Origin of the sequence: Butyricimonas sp. Marseille-P3923 (genome assembly GCF_900184685.1) — a bacterium.
GTDB classification, from domain to species: domain Bacteria; phylum Bacteroidota; class Bacteroidia; order Bacteroidales; family Marinifilaceae; genus Butyricimonas; species Butyricimonas muris.
The window spans coordinates 96,387-115,313 of sequence record NZ_FXXL01000003.1 but is presented as its reverse complement, the minus strand read 5'-3'; the positions used below and the strand labels follow the sequence as shown (position 1 = coordinate 115,313).

The 18,927-nt window shown below is 50.9% G+C and carries 23 protein-coding genes; 19 read left to right on the top strand and 4 right to left on the bottom strand.

Annotated elements, in window-relative coordinates:
- The first annotated feature begins 128 nt into the window (after window positions 1–128).
- The 4 genes from CS948_RS00800 (at window position 129) to CS948_RS00785 (ending at window position 2,702) form a co-directional block, all read left to right on the top strand.
- The gene (locus tag CS948_RS00800) at window positions 129–551 is read left to right on the top strand and encodes a dihydrofolate reductase family protein (RefSeq protein WP_004293871.1); all 423 of its coding nucleotides are present in this window, start codon (window positions 129–131) and stop codon (window positions 549–551) included.
- 238 nt (window positions 552–789) lie between these two features.
- Window positions 790–1,395: an RteC domain-containing protein gene (locus CS948_RS00795; RefSeq protein ID WP_004293872.1), complete on the top strand. Its 606-nt coding sequence runs from the start codon at window positions 790–792 to the stop codon at window positions 1,393–1,395.
- A gap of 103 nt (window positions 1,396–1,498) precedes the next feature.
- On the top strand, window positions 1,499–1,978 hold the full coding sequence (locus CS948_RS00790; protein WP_004293873.1) for a Panacea domain-containing protein: 480 nt from the start codon (window positions 1,499–1,501) through the stop codon (window positions 1,976–1,978).
- Window positions 1,947–2,702 (top strand): hypothetical protein, encoded by a 756-nt coding sequence (locus CS948_RS00785; RefSeq protein ID WP_004293874.1) that lies wholly within the window; start codon window positions 1,947–1,949, stop codon window positions 2,700–2,702. Before CS948_RS00790 ends, CS948_RS00785 begins: the two co-directional genes overlap by 32 nt.
- Before the next feature lie 52 nt (window positions 2,703–2,754).
- Here CS948_RS00785 and mobC read toward each other — a convergent pair whose 3' ends face one another.
- From mobC to CS948_RS21515, 4 genes are all read right to left on the bottom strand, one after another.
- On the bottom strand, window positions 2,755–4,764 hold the full coding sequence (gene mobC, locus CS948_RS00780; protein WP_004348455.1) for a conjugal transfer protein MobC: 2,010 nt from the start codon (window positions 4,762–4,764) through the stop codon (window positions 2,755–2,757).
- Between the two features lie 30 nt (window positions 4,765–4,794).
- Window positions 4,795–6,042 carry a conjugal transfer protein MobB gene (mobB, locus tag CS948_RS00775; RefSeq protein WP_004348454.1) on the bottom strand — a complete coding sequence of 416 codons (1,248 nt, stop codon included), beginning with the start codon at window positions 6,040–6,042 and terminating at the stop codon, window positions 4,795–4,797.
- Entirely contained in the window at window positions 6,021–6,449 is a 429-nt protein-coding gene (gene mobA, locus CS948_RS00770; RefSeq protein WP_004291488.1) for a conjugal transfer protein MobA, read from the bottom strand. Before mobA ends, mobB begins: the two co-directional genes overlap by 22 nt.
- A gap of 313 nt (window positions 6,450–6,762) precedes the next feature.
- The gene (locus tag CS948_RS21515; RefSeq protein ID WP_032595732.1) at window positions 6,763–6,984 is read right to left on the bottom strand and encodes a hypothetical protein; all 222 of its coding nucleotides are present in this window, start codon (window positions 6,982–6,984) and stop codon (window positions 6,763–6,765) included.
- Between the two features lie 146 nt (window positions 6,985–7,130).
- On the opposite strand from CS948_RS21515, the gene CS948_RS00755 reads away from it, so the two are divergent.
- From CS948_RS00755 to CS948_RS00685, 15 genes are all read left to right on the top strand, one after another.
- Entirely contained in the window at window positions 7,131–7,886 is a 756-nt protein-coding gene (locus tag CS948_RS00755; RefSeq protein ID WP_005643916.1) for a ParA family protein, read from the top strand.
- 5 nt (window positions 7,887–7,891) lie between these two features.
- A complete protein-coding gene (locus CS948_RS00750; protein ID WP_004311202.1) occupies window positions 7,892–8,341 on the top strand; it encodes a DUF3408 domain-containing protein in 450 nt (149 codons plus the stop codon).
- Window positions 8,338–8,727: a DUF3408 domain-containing protein gene (locus tag CS948_RS00745; protein WP_299338276.1), complete on the top strand. Its 390-nt coding sequence runs from the start codon at window positions 8,338–8,340 to the stop codon at window positions 8,725–8,727. Before CS948_RS00750 ends, CS948_RS00745 begins: the two co-directional genes overlap by 4 nt.
- A complete protein-coding gene (locus tag CS948_RS00740; RefSeq protein WP_032595736.1) occupies window positions 8,724–9,464 on the top strand; it encodes a hypothetical protein in 741 nt (246 codons plus the stop codon). The genes CS948_RS00745 and CS948_RS00740 overlap by 4 nt, the downstream gene beginning before the upstream one ends.
- Before the next feature lie 201 nt (window positions 9,465–9,665).
- The gene (locus tag CS948_RS00735) at window positions 9,666–9,977 is read left to right on the top strand and encodes a DUF4134 domain-containing protein (protein WP_004311205.1); all 312 of its coding nucleotides are present in this window, start codon (window positions 9,666–9,668) and stop codon (window positions 9,975–9,977) included.
- 10 nt (window positions 9,978–9,987) lie between these two features.
- A complete protein-coding gene (locus CS948_RS00730) occupies window positions 9,988–10,320 on the top strand; it encodes a DUF4133 domain-containing protein (protein WP_004311206.1) in 333 nt (110 codons plus the stop codon).
- Window positions 10,317–12,821, top strand: coding sequence for a TraG family conjugative transposon ATPase (locus tag CS948_RS00725; protein ID WP_005827325.1), 2,505 nt, complete (start codon window positions 10,317–10,319; stop codon window positions 12,819–12,821). Before CS948_RS00730 ends, CS948_RS00725 begins: the two co-directional genes overlap by 4 nt.
- Window positions 12,822–12,858: 37 nt before the next feature.
- Complete coding sequence (locus CS948_RS00720; protein ID WP_004308928.1) at window positions 12,859–13,242, top strand: DUF3876 domain-containing protein; 384 nt, start codon at window positions 12,859–12,861, stop codon at window positions 13,240–13,242.
- 30 nt (window positions 13,243–13,272) lie between these two features.
- Window positions 13,273–13,902, top strand: a complete 630-nt coding sequence (locus tag CS948_RS00715; protein WP_004308927.1) for a DUF4141 domain-containing protein — start codon at window positions 13,273–13,275, stop codon at window positions 13,900–13,902.
- A 3-nt stretch (window positions 13,903–13,905) separates the two neighbouring features.
- Entirely contained in the window at window positions 13,906–14,910 is a 1,005-nt protein-coding gene (gene traJ, locus CS948_RS00710; RefSeq protein WP_004308926.1) for a conjugative transposon protein TraJ, read from the top strand.
- A gap of 31 nt (window positions 14,911–14,941) precedes the next feature.
- Window positions 14,942–15,565 carry a conjugative transposon protein TraK gene (gene traK / locus CS948_RS00705; protein WP_004308925.1) on the top strand — a complete coding sequence of 208 codons (624 nt, stop codon included), beginning with the start codon at window positions 14,942–14,944 and terminating at the stop codon, window positions 15,563–15,565.
- A 6-nt stretch (window positions 15,566–15,571) separates the two neighbouring features.
- Window positions 15,572–15,880, top strand: coding sequence for a TraL conjugative transposon family protein (locus CS948_RS00700; protein WP_004308924.1), 309 nt, complete (start codon window positions 15,572–15,574; stop codon window positions 15,878–15,880).
- Entirely contained in the window at window positions 15,861–17,216 is a 1,356-nt protein-coding gene (gene traM, locus CS948_RS00695) for a conjugative transposon protein TraM (RefSeq protein WP_032595739.1), read from the top strand. Before CS948_RS00700 ends, traM begins: the two co-directional genes overlap by 20 nt.
- A gap of 69 nt (window positions 17,217–17,285) precedes the next feature.
- Window positions 17,286–18,344 (top strand): conjugative transposon protein TraN, encoded by a 1,059-nt coding sequence (gene traN, locus CS948_RS00690; RefSeq protein WP_032588475.1) that lies wholly within the window; start codon window positions 17,286–17,288, stop codon window positions 18,342–18,344.
- A gap of 2 nt (window positions 18,345–18,346) precedes the next feature.
- Window positions 18,347–18,922 (top strand): conjugal transfer protein TraO, encoded by a 576-nt coding sequence (locus tag CS948_RS00685; protein WP_032588474.1) that lies wholly within the window; start codon window positions 18,347–18,349, stop codon window positions 18,920–18,922.
- Window positions 18,923–18,927 lie beyond the last annotated feature (5 nt).

The following is an 18,927-nucleotide window of genomic DNA, read 5'->3' as shown; positions in this document are numbered from 1 at the left end:
GCTTATGCTATGCTTACGCATAGCGTGCATTCACGTACTCTCCGTAAAGGCTTTACCAGAGCCATCGCTTGAAGGTAGTGTGAATTGCACGCTACTTTTTTACCCTTGCCTAACGAAAGGAAACGATTATGGGTAAAGTTCAGATTCTCGCCGTACTGACGATGGACGGATGTCTTTCTTCAGAGTTATATGATAAAGCACATCAGGATTTGTGCCTTGACCGTTGCGGTCTTGATGAAATCAGGAAGAAAGCCCTTTACCGTGTGACACCGGACTATTCCATTTCAATGCTGCACGAATGGAGAAAAGACGGCACAAACATCCGTTACCTCGCGGAAGCCACACTGGATACGGCAGATTATATAAACGGACTACTGCGTATGCACGCTGTGGATGAAATCATACTATACACCGTTCCTTTCATATCCGGAAGCGGACGACATTTTTTTAAGTCGGCTCTGCCAGAGCAACACTGGACGCTTTCCTCCTTGAAAAGCTATTCCAACGGTGTATGTCGCATTATCTATATCCTTGATAAAAAAGCAAGATAGCCAAAATGTGCGGCAAGCATACATTTCTATTTTCAGGAATAGAATAAATGTTCTGATTACAAACAATTTAAGTCGGAGATAATTTGTCCTTGTGAAAAAATATTGAATTTTATACCTCTGAAATCCAGTACTTTGTAAAATTGAGTGTTGGATTTTTTATTTTCTGCCGCGTTTTTTGCCAATTATATTCATGTGCGCACGCAGAAAACAAAGTGTAATTTTCAAAATTGACAGAACCATGAATTATTTCTTGCTGGCGGAAACCGACTTTTTCCGCCTGATAAACGAAGCCGGTGACTGCAATATGGAAACGGCATACACGGCTTTTGCCACCCAAGTGATCGAACTGTGTAACGGTAGCATGGACGCGAACCTTACCGTCATCGCGCTTGCCTACATCGAAATCGAGTTGCAGCACCATCCCGTGCGCAACCTGTCAGAAGAAAAGAGAGAGATTGCCGCCTATGTCAGCAAGGCCCTGTCTTTCGTGAGGAAGATGCAGAAATTCCTTGCCACGCCCCAAGTGCCGCCACTGATATCCGCCAACAACACAACAGAAACCGCCACCAGCCTCCTGCAATGGACGGGCAATGCCATCGACCTCGTGGAACTTATCTACGGCATCGACGAGATGGGCTGCATCAACAACGGCAACATGCCGCTCAAACAGCTTGCCCCGCTCCTTTACAAGATATTCGGGGTTGAGTCGAAGGACTGCTACCGTTTCTACACCGATATCAAACGCCGGAAGAACGAAAGCCGCACCTACTTCCTTGACAGAATGCAGGAGAAATTGAACGAGAGGATGCTGCGCGATGATGAGTTGGATCGTATGAGGAGATAAAAAACAAATTCATTAGAATAAATCACATCAATTCAATTCATTATTTTGTTATATTAGAAAAAGATATTAACTTTGCATTGAAATTGATATAGTCATAATTCAGATGAACTCAATACACGATATAACAGACTACATTATCTTACGAGTAAAATCGGAAGATAGATTTGCGTCTTTAATAAATTTAAAGTTGCAGAAGTTATTGTATTATGTTCAAGCATGGTCTTATGGTATCAATAAAAAACCTATGTTTGACGGCGAGTTTGAAGCATGGATTCATGGTCCGGTAAATCGAGAAATCTACAATCGATTTAATTCTACAAAATATCTCTATTCAGAAATCAATATTGATGATTGCATGAATCACAATGTGAGTTTATCATCAGAAGACGCTGAATTCATTGACTTTATATTGGAGAATTATCTTAAATATAGCGGTGCTGAATTAGAACGATTGTCCCACAATGAGATGCCTTGGATTGAAACACGTGGAGATTTAAATGTAAATGAGCGTTGTGACAAGGTTATTACTCCAGAACTAATGATTGAGTATTATGGGAAAAAATGGGAAACTATTAAATCTTAATTCAGATTCTCCTAAATACGGAAACAAATCATTAGTTACCAAAGAACAAGAAAATGAGTTAAAGAGAAGGAAGATAACTTTTTCCTTCTCTTACTTTAAGCAGATACCTAATTTTCAGATTGGAGAGTGTTCTAAGGGATGGCATATTGGGCTTCTTGAAAGATTAGGTGCTTTGGGTACTATGACACCGCAAGAAGTATTAGAAGAAAATAGAGGTAGTATTGCATTAAGATGTCATCCAATAGATTGGAGTGCTAAAAACATTCCTATTCAACGAAAAGATTTAGATTGGCTACCAAAAGAAATATTGGACAATGAGACAGATTTTCCAATAATGCAATTTTCGATAACAAAAAGTACGGGGCGTATTGTAGGTTATTTTGATCGGGATTCTTCTATATTTCACATAGTATTATTAGATCCTGAACATAATATACAACCGGCAAAGAAAACTAATTATCAAATACAACCAACTACAAAAGGGTTATCTCAATATGATGATTTATTAAATAAGTTGGAACGAATTAAAAGTATCGTATCAGATTGTTCTGATAAAAAGTGCAAATTGCATTCACATATTAGTGTTATAGAAGAATTACATGACAATATTGTTTATATAGGACTTGATAATGACTTCTATAGCACTTATCAAGAAATCTTAAAGAAAATTCCATTGCAAAAAATTTTGGAAAACGGAATCTTAGTAAGTATGGATAATGCTTAAGTTCTAAAAAAATGAAGAAAGGTTTATGGTAAGCCTTTCTTCATTTTTTTATTTACTTCTGCTGCAACAGATATTTCAGGTTATCATCGCCCGCGATGCGCTCCAGTTCCTCCTGCACAATCTGCTTCACCTCTTCCTTGATACGCCGGTAGTTCGCCTGCACCGTTTCTTTCATGCGGTCGTTGCCGTCCTCGTCCGTGAAATCGGTAATGACCGGAATTTTCTTGTAGGCACGTTCCTCCCGCTTCACCTTCTCGGCATCCACCACAATCTCGCAGTGAAAAATTTTCTGTTCGATACGTTCGTTGAAGTTGTCGGACACCGAACCGACAAACATTCCCTGCGTCAGACCGGAAATCTTGCTCGGCGGAATGAGCGCATCCATCTGCGTGTTGATGGAGGTGGAAACATCCTGCCGGTTGATGGAGATAGACTGCCGTTTCTGCAACACCTTACCGAACCGTTCCGATAGTGTCTTTGCCGTTTCACCTACCACCTGCCCGGAGAAAATGTTACCGACCGTATTCATCACCACTTTCGCCTCCTTATCACCGTAGTCGCGCACCAGCTGGCTGAAATCCTGAAATCCCAGACACACGGCAACCTTGTTGCTTCGGGCGGTGGCTATAAGGTTGTCCAACCCCTTGAAGTATATCGTGGGCAGCTCGTCGATGATGACCGATGACTTCAGCATTCCCTTCTTGTTGATGAGTTTCACGATACGGGAGTTATACAATCCGAGAGCCGCCCCGTAGATGTTCTGACGGTCGGGATTGTTGCCCACGCATAGGATTTTCGGCTCTTCGGGATTGTTGATGTCCAGCGTAAACTCGCTGTCCGACATCACCCAATAGAGCTGCGGGGAAATCATCCTCGAAAGCGGGATTTTCGCCGACGCTATCTGCCCCATGAGCTGCTCCGCAGCCCCTCCGAGCCAAGCATCCATGAACGGGGAAAGGTAGTTTTCCAGCTCCGGGTAAGAGGTCAGTATCGGGAAAATATCCTCGTAGCGGCGGTTCAAAAACTCGATGGCATGGGGAAACGTGCAATACTTCCCGTTCTGATAGATTTTGAGATACCAGATAATGCTGGCAAACAAAATGATAGGTGACTCCACGAAGAAGTCGCCCTGCTTTTGCACCCAAGTTTTATTGAGGTTAAGCATTATCGTGTAGGCACTCTCGTAAGCGTCCGTAATATCCTCCATGAAATCCGGGTGTATGGGATTGCAACGGTGTGAGCGTCGCGGGTCGTCGAAATTGATCACATAGAATTTCGGCTTCACCTTGTAGCCCTCCGGGTGGTTCAGCAAATGGTTGTAGGCTATGGTGGACAAGTCACTGAATTTGAAGTCATATACATACATCGAGAAGCCCTTTTCAATCTGTTGCTTGATAAAATTGTTTACCACGGCGTATGACTTGCCGCTGCCCGGCGTACCCAACACGATGGACGCACGGAAGGGATTCACCACATTGATCCAGCCATTGTTCCAACGCTTTTTGTAATAGAAGCGTGTGGGCAGATTGACCGAATACTCGCTTTCGATGAGCCTCGTTTCCTGCATGAAACTCTCATTCTCGTTGTTGAAAACATCCTCCATCAGATTGTGTTTCAACAGGCGGCTCATCCACAGCCCGCCCATCAAAAGACAGACATAGCCCGTGCCGATGGTAAGGATATACAAGCCCGTCACCGCTTCAACCGGCAGCGGCAGAGCCAGTATCCACCAGTTGAGGAAAAACAGCACGAATCCGGCGGCGAGTGCCGTCCATATTCTTCCCCAAGTGATTTTCTCGCCCTTGACCCCTTTCGTACCCAGACAGGACAGGGCAAGCAGCAGGACGGCAAACAGTTTCGTGTACAGAATGGAATGGAACAGCCCCGCCGTGCGGTCGAAGTTCAGAAGGATTTTGTCCACCACACCGATGTTCACGCCCCATAGCCGGATGGCTTCGTAGCAGAACCAGTACACGTTCATGACCACTAAAATGATACTCACGGCACGCAGAAAATCCATGATTTTCGCCAATGCCCTCAAATCGTCTTCTTGTTGTGACATACATTGATTTTTTAATTGTTGATACTCCGATTACAAACCCAAGCCCTTGCGCTTTTTCTTCTTTTTGCGCTTCATCGCCCGGATGAAAGCCTCTTCCTCGGCATCTACCGCCGGACCTTCGGGAGTGAGCAAGCCCATTCCGCCCGATACGTCTTCACGGTCGTATGCGGTCTGTCCGTGTGCCTTGTCCGCAGCATCCATAGGGATGGATAACGGTATCGGCGGTTGTCCGGCGTATGGCAGGGTGAAGTGTTCCTGCAAGGCATTCGCCGAAAGCTCCTTGCCCATGCGCGAACCGTTCAGCACACTCCCCGTGCGGTGGTCGATGAAGGTAGCCCCGTAGATGCGCCCTTCCTCCGTGTAGCGCAGTACGGTGTCGATGCCCTTCTCTTTAAGTTGGGAAACAAACCTATCCTTGTCATAAGTGCCTTGCAGCACGGAAAGAACGGTACGTTTCGTCATGTCTGCCAGTTTCCTGTCCTTAATCTCCGATCTGGAACGTACAAACTTCTTCTGCATGGCTTCATAGCCTGCGGACTTCCCGAAGAGCGAGGACTTGAACGGGTTGCCCACCTTGTTGCCCCTGCCGTCCGTGACGGAATAGACCAGCCCGTGATATTCCCGTCCGCGCACGTTACCCCTCGCTTCCTCCACCGTCAGGTTATAGATGGAAAGGAGCGCACGGTATTCGCCCATCGTCTGGAAACGGTACTGCCCGTTCAGAGCTTTCACGGTGTTGCCTACCTGTTTCTTCACATCGCCTGCCGATGCGTCCACCTTGCTTAGCGGCGTGTCAAGACGGCGGTTCCTGCGCTCCGCATCGTGCAGCCCGTATTTCTTCTCCAGCTCACGGGTGATTTGTTTGCTACGATAGTAGTTGTTCTTGTCGCTGATACATTTCCCGTTCTCGTCCACCCGAACCGTCACGATGTGCAGGTGGTGGCGGTCGATGTCCTCGTGCTTGAAAACAAGATAAGGCTGGTTGCCGAAACCGAGTTTTTCCAGATACTCGCGGGCTATATCCTGCAATTCCGCATCGGTCAACGCATCCTCCGGATGCGGGTTGAGCGAAATATGCACCACCGGCTTCTCCACCTTCATCTGTGGCGGCATGAAGGTGAGAAAACCCTCCATCGCCTTGTTGATGTCCACCTTTCCCGAACCGTCATTGTAGATGCGGTTGGTCGTAAGCAACCGCCCCTGCGCCTCGTTAATCTTCTCCCCGTTATAGGCAATCGCGCCGTACAACGAGTTTCCTACACTGATTTTTGCGACCATTTCGCCTCCATTTCCCTTGAAAGTTCCACAATCCGGCGGCTCAGTTTCACGAGTTCGACGGTGTGTTGCTCTAATTTGTAGAGCAACGCCATCGCCTTTTTCTCTGAAAAATGCAGCCTCAGTTCCTTCACGACTTGGTTGTAATTCGTACCCACGGCACGGAACTGTGCATGAAAATCCGACAGTTTGGTGTAATAGTCCACCAGCGTCTTGTCCACCTTAAGCACCTTGAACGGCTGTCCGAAGAAGTGCGCCTTGAGGAAAACCGACCGTGCATAGACACCCGATTTTCCGAACATGGCGAGGAAACGGTTGTGTTCCTCCTCATTGAAACGGACGGTGTAACGGTACACCGCCGGATCAAGTTTGGGATTTCTCCCTGATTTGCTTTTCCTTTTCTCTTTCATATTACTTTGGATTTAGCGGATTGACGGCATAAGCCGCCGCTTCGGATTACAGCACCGCAGTTTTGAAAGGCTTCCCGACTTCGGAGGGAAAGCCCGCCCCCTGCAAGGGCAAGGCGTTTTCCGGGATGCTCAAAATATTTTGAGCGGCTGAAAACATACCTTGCTATGTTCAGGTGAACATAAAAATCCGTCGGGGACGGATTGGGGATGATTCCTTTCAAACTCCGGGCTGCGCTACCTGCGGCGTACCCTGCCGTTCGGGTGCAAAGTTACGCCCTTAAGGCGATGTCCGACAGAGGCTTGACCCGGACAATCAGTGCCAACCGGCGCAACGTGCTGCCACTTGCCGGAGAAGTGATACAAGTTCCAAAATATCCTTGTTTATTTGCAGTGTGATTCGGATGTGGGACTGAAAATACACTCCTTCCGCCGGATGTTCGGACAGCAATCCGGGCATCAATCCAAACGGTTGAAAACAGGTGTATGTATTCAGATAGTTTTCCAAGCACACGTCCGTGCGGACGGATAAAAGCATGGACGGTTGGACAAACCGATGAATACCCGCAGGCACAGCCGGATTAAGGAGTGAATAAATAAATGAATGGGAGTGCGTGCGTACGTACTAATGACAATACGCTACCGCCACCGGACAGATGTATAACCAAATAAATTATCAAAAAAATGAAAGAAGCAACTTATGTGGCAATCTCCACGCAGAAAGGTGGAGCGGGTAAGACAACCCTGACAGTGCTTGTAGCAAGCTATCTGCACTATGTGAAAGGCTACAACGTAGCCGTGGTGGACTGCGATTTCCCGCAGTACAGTATCCATGACATGCGCAAGCGTGACATGAAAGCCGTCATGGAGGACGGGCATTACAAGGTGCTGGCGTATGAGCAGCTCAAACGACTGAAGAAGAACCCGTACACCATCAGATGCAGCCGTGCGGAAGATGCGGTAAAGACCGCCGAAAATCTGGTGGCAGCGCAGCCCGACCTCGATTTCGTGTTCTTCGACCTGCCGGGAACAATCAACAATGCCGATGTGGTGCAGACCATTTCCCAAATGGACTATATCTTCACGCCCATCATCGCCGACCGTGTGGTGATGGAGAGTTCCATCAAGTTCGCCACTGTCATCAACGAACAGATGATAAGCACGGGCAAGTCCGGCATCAAAGGGATTTACCTCGTGTGGAACATGGTGGACGGACGCGAAAAGACTGAACTTTACAAGGCATACGACAAGGTCTGTGCCGAGTTCGCCCTGCCCATTCTGGAAACACATCTACCGGACAGTAAGCGCTTCCGCAAGGAGACGGCGGCAGAACGCAAGGCGGTATTCCGCTCCACGGCGTTTCCGGCGGACAAAATACTGGTACGCGGCAGCAACCTCGACAAACTCGTCGATGAGATTCTCGGCATCATCAAAAACTGAACGGCATGGCAAAGAAAACAAGAATCGAGGACATCGACAGCGAAGCCGTAATCAACTCATTTCGACTGGACGATACAAGCATTCCGCCGGAAGCGAGAAGCACGGACGGGAACGCTCCTGTCCCACCTCCGAAAGAAGCGATACAAGAAGCCGTTTCTCCACCCGCCTCGCACTCCAAAGAGGAGCCGGAACGCAGGCGCAGGAACAGCAAGCCGGAAAAATTGGATTATGACACAGTATTCATATGCGGTTCCAATATCACGGCAAGGCTCGGCAAGCAGGTCTATATCCGCAAGGAGTACCACGACCGCATACAGAAGATGCTTCATGTAATCGGAGGCAACGAAGTGACTATCGCGGCATTTCTTGACAACGTGCTGACACACCATTTCACGCTGTTCCAAGACGAGATAGCCGAATCGTTCAAACGGCACATGGAATCCTATAATTTATAAACACTCAAAAACAACAAAGAAGTATGAAAAGAACAAATAAGAACCGTCAGGCTGAGTATCTGCAAACAGGAAAGAGTGAAAGAACCGCTGTCCGTGCAGCAAAGTGTGTAACCGACTACGGGCATGAAAATACCGACGTTGACTTCCGCAAGGATAAAGGCAGAGACAAACCGCTCTCGACTTTCCTGCAAGCATCGGAAATCAAAACGCGGCAATGTATATACATCAGCCGAGAAATTCATGAGAAAGTCGCTATCGTTACCAGTCGGATGGGAAACGGTTTGAGCATCGGCAAGTTTGTGGATAACATCCTCCGCGACCATTTCCGACAATACGGGCAGCAGTACATGGAACAGATTGAAAACGCCCAAAAAGTAAGATTATGACAAAGGCGTTTTTAATCGTATCGGTTGCTTGCAACGTGTGGTTTCTGTTTCTGCTGTTCTATGACCGCATCATGGACATGAAGCTCATCCGTTTCTTCAGACATATTGCCGGGCTGTGGCGGTCATTGGACAGTACGGTGGCAGAGCAAGGAAAGGATAAGGAAATACCTCACGCAGACACCTCGGACATCATTGGCAAGAGCCGTTTCAAGATGGCATCGACCCGGACAACCGCTGCCATACCGACGCAAGAAGCCGCCACTTCGGAAAAAGGCATTGAGCTGTCGGAGGAAGAGGCTACTTTTGACGACGGAAACACGGAAACCGTCTCACGCCCGACACAAGTACCGGAGGACAAACTCGATGAAACCTTCACGAGCATCCCGCCCTCGGAACTGGAGTACGGAGAAGATGAACCGGAGGATGAAGAACCAGACAAAAAGCAGGCTTCGGGAAGTAGCTTCGAGGATATTGACATGGCAGTACACACCATACGGAAGGAATCACCATCCGATGAGGAAATGCGACACGCCGGAAAGGTCATGACGGAACTGGACGGGACAGAGCTTTTCACAAGAATAACGGAACGCCTGACCGATGAAGCAATGAGCGAGAGGATTGCAAAGGCGATGGCAGTTTTCGTGGACACGGTGAACATGACCGTGACACAACAAAAGGAAAAGGTGTTCGTGATTCCCGACAACATCGAGGAGTTCGACTTCCGAAACTATGTATAACAACTAAAAAAGAATGGAAATGAAAACGTAAAATGACGACACCCACGCGCACGGCGGTACAAGGTACAGCCAACCCGCAACGGACAGCCCCAAGTCCGTAGAAACAAACGGGCAACCACTAAAACCAAAGTAAAGTAATCAAGTATCAACCGCCCGAAAAAGGACTATCCACCCTTTGGACGGCACAAAAAAGAACAGTTTATGAACAAGAACATCAGACAAAAGTTAATCATCGCTGCGGCACTTATGATTGCCGCAACCGCCTCCGCTTTCGCACAGGGAAACGGTCTGGCTGGCATCAACGAAGCCACCTCTATGGTGAGTTCGTATTTCGACCCCGGCACGAAATTAATCTACGCCATCGGCGCGGTAGTCGGGCTTATCGGTGGCGTGAAAGTGTACGGAAAATTCTCGTCCGGAGACCCGGACACCTCGAAGACCGCCGCCTCGTGGTTCGGGGCTTGTATCTTCTTGATTGTCGCCGCCACTATCCTGCGCTCATTCTTCCTTTAATAAACAATGTATGGCTGAATACCCGATAAACAAGGGTATCGGCCGTCCGGTCGAGTTCAAGGGTTTGAAGGCTCAGTACCTCTTCATCTTCTGCGGAGGTCTGCTGGCTCTCTTCGTCCTGTTCGTCATCCTCTATATGGTCGGCATCGACCAGTGGATATGTATCGGCTTCGGCGCGGCATCGTCTTCCGTCCTCGTATGGCAGACCTTCGCGCTGAACGCCCGGTACGGCGAACACGGGCTGATGAAATTGGGAGCGGCAAGGAGCCATCCCCGATACCTTATCAACCGACGGCGGATCACCCGATTACTCAAACGGCAACGAAAGGAAGAAACGACATGAGAAATACATCCAAAATGACAACACTGGAAAACAAGTTCCCCCTGCTGGCGGTGGAGCATGGCTGCATCATCTCCAAAGACGCCGACATCACGGTGGCTTTTGAGGTGGAACTGCCGGAGCTTTACACCGTGACGGGCGCAGAGTACGAGGCGATACACGGCTGCTGGTGCAAGGCTATCAAGGTGCTGCCGTACTTCTGCGTCGTGCATAAGCAGGATTGGTTCATCAAGGAGAAATATATGCCGGAGTTACAGAAGGACGACATGAGTTTCTTGAGCCGTTCCTTTGAACGCCACTTCAACGAGCGTCCGTACCTGAAACACTCCTGCTATCTCTACTTGACCAAGACGACGAAAGAACGTAACCGTATGCAGAGCAACTTCAGTACGCTGTGCCGGGGACATATCATCCCGAAGGAGCTGGACAAGGAAACCGCCGGGAAGTTCATGGAGGCCGCCGAACAGTTCGAGCGCATCATGAACGACAGCGGCTTTGTGAGGCTGCGCCGCCTCTCCACCGACGAGATTGTCGGGACGGAGAAGTCCGCCGGGCTGATAGAGCGTTACTTCTCGCTCATGCCCGAAGGCGACACGACCTTGCAGGACATCGACCTCTCGGCAAAAGAAATGCGTATCGGTGACAACCGCCTGTGCCTGCACACCCTCTCCGACGCGGAGGATATGCCAGGAAAGGTGGCTACCGACATCCGCTACGAGAAACTCTCCACCGACCGCTCGGACTGTCGCCTCTCCTTCGCCTCCCCCGTGGGGCTGCTGCTTTCCTGCAACCACATCTATAACCAGTATGTGATTATCGACAACAGCGAGGAAAATTTGCAGAAGTTCGAGAAGTCCGCAAGGAATATGCAGTCGCTATCCCGATACAGCCGGAGCAACAGCATCAACCGCGAGTGGATAGACCAGTACCTGAACGAAGCCCATTCCTACGGGCTGACCTCGGTACGGGCGCACTTCAACGTCATGGCGTGGAGCGATGACGCGGAGGAACTGAAGCATATCAAGAACGATGTGGGCAGCCAGCTGGCAAGCATGGAGTGCGTGCCGCACCACAATACCATCGACTGCCCGACGCTCTACTGGGCGGCGATGCCCGGCAACGCGGCGGACTTCCCGGCGGAAGAGAGTTTCCATACATTCATCGAGCAGGCGGTGTGCCTCTTCACGGAGGAAACCAACTACCGCAGTTCGCTCTCGCCCTTCGGCATCAAGATGGTGGACAGGCTTACGGGAAAACCGTTGCACCTCGACATCAGCGACCTGCCGATGAAGCGGGGTATCACGACCAACCGCAACAAGTTCGTGTTGGGTCCTTCGGGCAGCGGCAAATCCTTTTTTATGAACCACCTCGTGAGGCAATACTACGAGCAGGGTACGCACGTGGTGCTGGTGGACACGGGAAACTCCTATCAGGGCTTGTGCGAGATGATCCGGTGCAAGACAAACGGGGCGGACGGCGTGTACTTCACCTACACGGAGGAGAAACCGATTTCGTTCAACCCGTTCTACACCGATGATTACGTGTTCGACGTGGAGAAAAAGGACAGCATCAAGACATTGCTGCTGACGCTCTGGAAGTCGGAGGACGACAAAGTGACGAAGACGGAGAGCGGCGAACTGGGCAGTGCGGTGAACGCCTATATCGAGCGTATCAGGGCTGACCGGAGCATCGTCCCCTCGTTCAACACCTTCTACGAGTATATGCGCGACGACTACCGCCGCGAACTGGCGGAACGTGAGATAAAGGTGGAGAAGTCCGACTTCAACATCGACAATATGCTCACCACCATGCGGCAGTATTACCGGGACGGACGCTACGACTTCCTGCTCAACTCCACGGAGAACATCGACCTGCTCGGCAAGCGGTTCATCGTCTTCGAGATTGACAGTATAAAGGAAAATCGCGAGCTTTTCCCTGTGGTGACCATCATCATCATGGAAGCCTTCATCAACAAGATGCGCCGATTGAAAGGCGTAAGGAAACAGTTGATAGTGGAAGAGGCTTGGAAGGCTCTATCTTCGGCGAACATGGCTGAGTACCTGCGCTATATGTACAAGACCGTGCGCAAGTATTACGGGGAGGCAATCGTGGTGACGCAGGAGGTGGACGACATCATTTCCTCGCCCGTCGTCAAGGAGAGCATCATCAACAACTCCGACTGCAAGATACTCCTTGACCAGCGGAAGTACATGAACAAGTTTGATGCCATACAGTCCCTGTTGGGTCTGACGGAGAAAGAGAAGTCGCAGATACTCTCCATCAACATGGCGAACAACCCGTCAAGGCTCTACAAGGAAGTGTGGATAGGACTGGGCGGCACGCAGTCGGCAGTCTATGCCACCGAAGTTAGTGCTGAAGAGTATCTGGCGTACACCACCGAAGAAACGGAAAAAGTAGAGGTTTACCGTCTGGCGGAACAGTTGGGCGGCGACATTGAAGCCGTCATCCGGCAGCTTGCCGAAAGGCGGAGAAAAAAGGAATAAATAGAAACAGATTCATCAACTAAAAAAGAAAATGCGTATGAGTATATCAAGAACGAAAATGCTGCAAGTCAGCAAGTGTTTAATCGGGCTGGCGGTCATGGTGCTGCAATCCTGCGACATAACGGACAACCGACGCGACCTGCTTTGCGGAAACTGGGAGAGTGTGGAGGGCAAGCCCGACGTGCTTATCTACAAGGAGGGCGAAGCCTATAAGGTGACGGTATTCAAGCGGAGCGGCATCCGCCGCAAGCTGAAGCCGGAAACCTATCTCTTGCAGGAGGAGAACGGCAATCTGTTCATGAACACCGGATTCCGCATCGACGTGTCCTACAACGAGGCGACGGACATCCTGACCTTCTCGCCGAACGGGGACTACGTGCGTGTGAACCCGAAACCGGACCATCCGATAGGCGAGCAATAAATAATGAAATCCACTAAAATCCAAAGTAACATGAGAACAAGAATAACACTTATTATCTGCCTGTGCCTGTTTGCAGTCGGCAGGGCAAGCGCACAGTGGGCGGTGATAGACCCGTCCAACATCGCGCAGAGCATCGTGAACACCTCGAAGAACGTGGTACACACTTCCACGACCGCCCAGAATATGATAAAAAATTTTCAAGAGACCGTGAAGATTTACGAACAGGGCAAGAAGTATTACGACGCACTCAAATCCGTGAACAATCTGGTAAAGGACGCCCGGAAGGTGCAGCAGACCATTCTGATGGTGGGTGACATCACCGACACCTATGTGACCAGTTTCCAGAAGATGATGCGTGACGACAACTTCACGGTGGAGGAACTGGGAGCCATCGCCTTTGGCTACACCAAGTTATTGGAGGAATCCAACGATGTGCTGACGGAACTGAAGAATGTGGTGAATATCACCACGCTCTCCATGACGGACAAGGAGCGCATGGACGTGGTGGAACGCTGCTACTCCAAAATGAAGCGTTACCGCAACCTCGTGAGCTACTACACCAACAAGAACATTAGCGTGAGTTACCTGCGTGCGAAGAAGAAAAACGACCTTGACCGCATCATGGGGCTGTACGGGAACATGAACGAAAGATATTGGTAGCCTATGAATTTCGACAACCTTCACCAAATTCTGCGCTCGCTCTACGAACAGATGATGCCGCTATGCGGGGACATGGCGGGCGTGGCGAAAGGCATCGCCGGGCTGGGCGCACTCTTTTATGTGGCCTACCGGGTATGGCAGTCGCTGGCGAGAGCCGAACCGATAGACGTGTTCCCTATGCTCCGCCCGTTCGCTATCGGTCTGTGCATCATGTTCTTTCCGACGGTGGTACTGGGTACGATAAACAGCATCATGTCGCCCGTCGTGCAGGGTACGGCAAAGATGCTGGAGGCGGAAACGCTGGACATGAACCGATACCGTGAGCAGAAGGACAAACTGGAGTACGAAGCGATGATGCGCAATCCCGAAACCGCCTACCTCGTGTCAAATGAGGAGTTTGACAAACAACTGGAAGAACTGGGCTGGTCGCCCGGCGACATGGTGACGATGGCGGGGATGTACATCGAGCGCGGGATGTACAACATGAAGAAGGGCATCCGCGACTTCTTCCGCGAGATACTGGAACTGATGTTCCAAGCCGCCGCCCTCGTGATAGACACCATCCGCACGTTCTTCCTCGTGGTGCTGGCGATACTCGGTCCGATAGCCTTCGCCATATCGGTGTGGGACGGCTTCCAAAGCACGCTTACACAGTGGATATGCCGCTACATACAGGTCTATCTGTGGCTGCCCGTGTCGGATATGTTCAGCACCATACTGGCGAAGATACAAGTGCTGATGCTGCAAAGCGACATCGAACGGATGCAGGCTGACCCGAACTTCTCGCTGGATTCGAGCGACGGGGTGTACATCGTCTTCATGATAATCGGCATCATTGGTTACTTCACCATCCCCACGGTAGCAGGCTGGATTATCCAAGCCGGAGGCATGGGAAGCTACGGTCGCAACGTGAACCAGACGGCAGGACGAGCCGGAAGTATGGCGGGCAGCGTGGCGGGCGCAGCCGCAGGAAACGTGGTCGGACGTGTCGGGAAGCTGCTGAAATAATCAACTGACAATTAAAAACGAATAAACAACAATGGAATTTAAGTCACTTAAAAACATCGAATCATCGTTCAGGCAGATACGCCTGTTCGGTATCGTCTTCCTCTCGTTGTGTGCCGTAATAACGGTATGGAGCGTGTGGAGTTCCTACCGCTTCGCGGAGCGGCAACGGGAAAAGATTTACGTGCTGGACAACGGCAAGTCGCTGATGCTGGCTCTCTCGCAAGACTTGTCGCAGAACCGTCCGGCAGAAGCGAGGGAACACGTGCGCCGTTTCCACGAGCTGTTCTTCACGCTCTCACCCGAAAAGAGCGCGATAGAGCATAACGTGAAACGCGCCCTGCTATTAGCGGACAAAAGCGTGTACAACTACTATTCGGACTTTGCCGAGAAGGGGTACTACAACCGCATCATCGCCGGGAACATCAATCAGGTGTTGAAGGTGGACAGCGTGGTGTGCGATTTCAACGGCTATCCCTACCGTGCCGTGACCTACGCCACGCAGAAGATCATCCGGCAGAGCAACGTCACCGAGCGCAGCCTCGTGACTACGTGCCGCCTCTTGAACTCGTCCCGTTCGGACGACAATCCCAACGGTTTCACCATCGAGGGATTCACCATCATCGAGAACAAGGATTTACAAACCATCAAAAGGTAAACGGACATGAAGAAAATCAAAAAATCATTTTGGCGTGCGTACTGGAAGCTCCACGACAAAAAGAAAATGCTGGTGGCAAGGCTCAAAGGCTATCTGGACGGTTTGCCCCCGAAGACACGCAGGCGCATCGTGCTGGCGATGCTCGCCGCCTTTGCGGTGCTTGCCCTCTACACCTTCGGCAAAGCCGTCTATGAAATCGGCAGGAATGACGGCAGCCGGATGGTAACAGACCATGCCGGACAGGTGGAACTGTCCATAAAGCCGGACAACAATCATAATGTAATACCTTATTTATATGGAACAGACGAAGAATGAACCTAAAAACGAGAACAAGGCGGCTCCCGACAACGGGAAACCGAAGAAGGAGCGCAAGCCGCTGACCGAAGCCCAAAGGCTGAAACGTCAGAAAATGATAGTGCTGCCCGCTATAGTGCTGGTATTCATCGGTGCTATGTGGCTGATATTCGCCCCGTCTTCCGACAAGGAGCAGCAACCGGGAACGGGTGGTTACAACATCGAAATGCCCGACGCTGACAAGGCGAACCGCCAGATCATCGGCGACAAGGCGAAAGCCTACGAACAGGGAGCAATGGAGGAACGGCAGGAGAACCGCAGCCGCGCCATGCAGGAACTGGGCGATATGTTCGACCGCGAGGTGGCGGAAACGGACGGCGGCAGGGACTTCGACCTTGCTAATCCCGGAAATGCGGAAGATGCAACAGCAAAATCATCCGCTCCGAAAACCATCCAATCCTCCGCAGCTGCCTACCGCGACCTCAATACCACGCTCGGCAACTTCTATGAGCAGCCGAAGAACGACAACGCGGAAATGGACGAACTGTTAGAGCGTATCGCCTCGCTGGAATCGGAACTGGAAACCGAGAAAGGCAAGGCATCCGCTATGGATGACCAAGTGGCACTCATGGAGAAGTCCTATGAACTGGCGGCGAAGTACATGGGCGGGCAGAACGGCACACAGCCACCTGTCGGACAGGCGGCAGAGCCTTACCCCGTGCAGAAAGCCGGAAAGAACACGGCTGCACCTGTCAGGCAGGTAACGCATCAGGTGGTATCTTCGCTCTCACAGCCGATGAGCAACGCTGAGTTTGTCGCCTCCTTCTCGCAGGAGCGCAACCGCAGTTTCAATACGGCGGTGGGTGTCACGACTGTATCGGACAGGAACACCATATCGGCGTGTGTCTATGGGGCGCAGAGTGTGACTGACGGGCAGGCGGTAAGATTACGGCTGCTGGAGCCGATGGCAGTGGCGGACAAAATCATACCCCGCAATGCAGTGGTGGTAGGCACGGCAAAGATTCAGGGCGAACGACTCGATATTGAAATTACTTCGCTGGAGTACGCAGGTACGATTATCCCGGTAGAACTGGCGGTGTATGACACGGACGGACAGCCCGGCATCTTCATTCCAAACTCGATGGAGATGAACGCCGTCAGGGAGGTTGCCGCCAACATGGGCGGCTCGCTGGGCAGCAGCATTAATATCTCCACCAACGCAGGGGCGCAGCTCGCCTCCGACTTGGGCAAGGGGCTGATACAAGGCACGAGCCAGTATATCGCCAAGAAGATGCGTACCGTCAAGGTGCATCTGAAATCCGGATACAAGGTCATGCTATATCAGGACAGAGATTGAAAACAATAACAATCAACGACTAAAAAAACAACAACCAAATTTTTATTTACCACTAAAATCCAAAGTAGAATGAAAAAAGTAATCATCATGTTTGCCCTCGCTATGGGCATCATAACTGCCAACGCGCAGGAGAACGTAACCGTTGGAGAGAACAACGGAAGTGAACCGACGAACGAAGCGAGAGCAGAGACAAGCTCGCTTGACTATGCCTCGCAAGGAGGAGGAAGGCAAAGCCAACAACCGACCTTGACAAAGGAGGTCTATCCGCAGAAGGAGGCGGACGGCGATCTGTATCACGGGCTGACAAAGAAGCTGACCTTCGACCGCATGGTTCCCCCGCACGGATTGGAAGTGACCTACGACAAGACCGTCCACGTCATTTTCCCCTCGGAGGTGCGCTACGTCGATTTAGGCTCGCCCGACCTGATTGCGGGTAAAGCCGACGGAGCGGAGAACGTCATCCGCGTGAAAGCTACCGTGCGTAACTTCCCGAACGAAACCAATATGTCGGTAATCACGGAGGACGGGAGTTTCTATACTTTTAACGTGAAGTACGCCTCCGAACCGCTGCTTCTCAACGTGGAGATGTGCGACTTCATCCATGACGGCGAGAAGGTGAACCGCCCGAACAACGCGCAGGAAATCTACCTGAAGGAACTGGGCAGCGAAAGCCCGATGCTGGTGCGCCTTATCATGAAGTCCATCCACAAGCAGAACAAGCGTGAGGTGAAGCACATCGGCTGCAAGCGATTCGGCATCCAGTACCTGCTGAAAGGTATCTACACGCATAATGGGTTACTCTATTTCCACACGGAGATAAAGAACCAGAGCAACGTGCCTTTCGATGTGGACTACATCACATGGAAAATCGTGGACAAGAAGGTGGCGAAGCGTACCGCCGTGCAGGAGCAGATTATCCTGCCGCTCCGTGCGCAGAATTACGCCACACTCGTGCCGGGCAAGAAGAGCGAGCGCACGGTATTCACGATGGCGAAGTTCACCATTCCCGACGACAAATGCCTCGTGGTGGAACTCAACGAGAAGAACGGGGGGCGTCACCAGTCTTTCGTGATTGAAAACGAGGACTTGGTACGTGCCAATACCATCAACGAACTTCAAGTGCGCTGACCATGAGAAAGTACATCGCAATAATCATCGTGTCGCTTGCCCTGTTCACGGGGCAGGCGCACGCCCAGCGATGCCTGCCGAAGATGCAGGGCATCGAATTGAGAGCTAACCTTGTGGACGGTATGCGTTTAAGTGGCAACAATGGCGGTTACAGTTTCGGGGCGGCTCTCTCCACCTACACGAAGAACGGTAACAAGTGGGTGTTCGGTGGCGAATACCTCTTGAAGAACAACCCGTACAAGGATACCGCCATACCTGTGGCGCAGTTCACGGCGGAGGGCGGTTATTATTTCAAGATACTCTCCGACGCCCGTAAAATAGTGTTCGTCTATGCGGGGGCTTCGGCTCTCGCCGGATATGAGTCGGTGAATTGGGGCGAGAAAGTGCTGCATGACGGCTCCACGCTCCATGACCGGGACGCCTTCATCTACGGCGGTGCGCTGACGCTCGATGTGGAGTTTTACGTGGCTGACCGTATCGCCCTGCTCGCCAACCTCCGGGAGCGCCTGCTGTGGGGTGGCGACACACGGAAGTTCCATACGCAGTTCGGGGCGGGCGTCAAGATAATCATCAACTGACACGT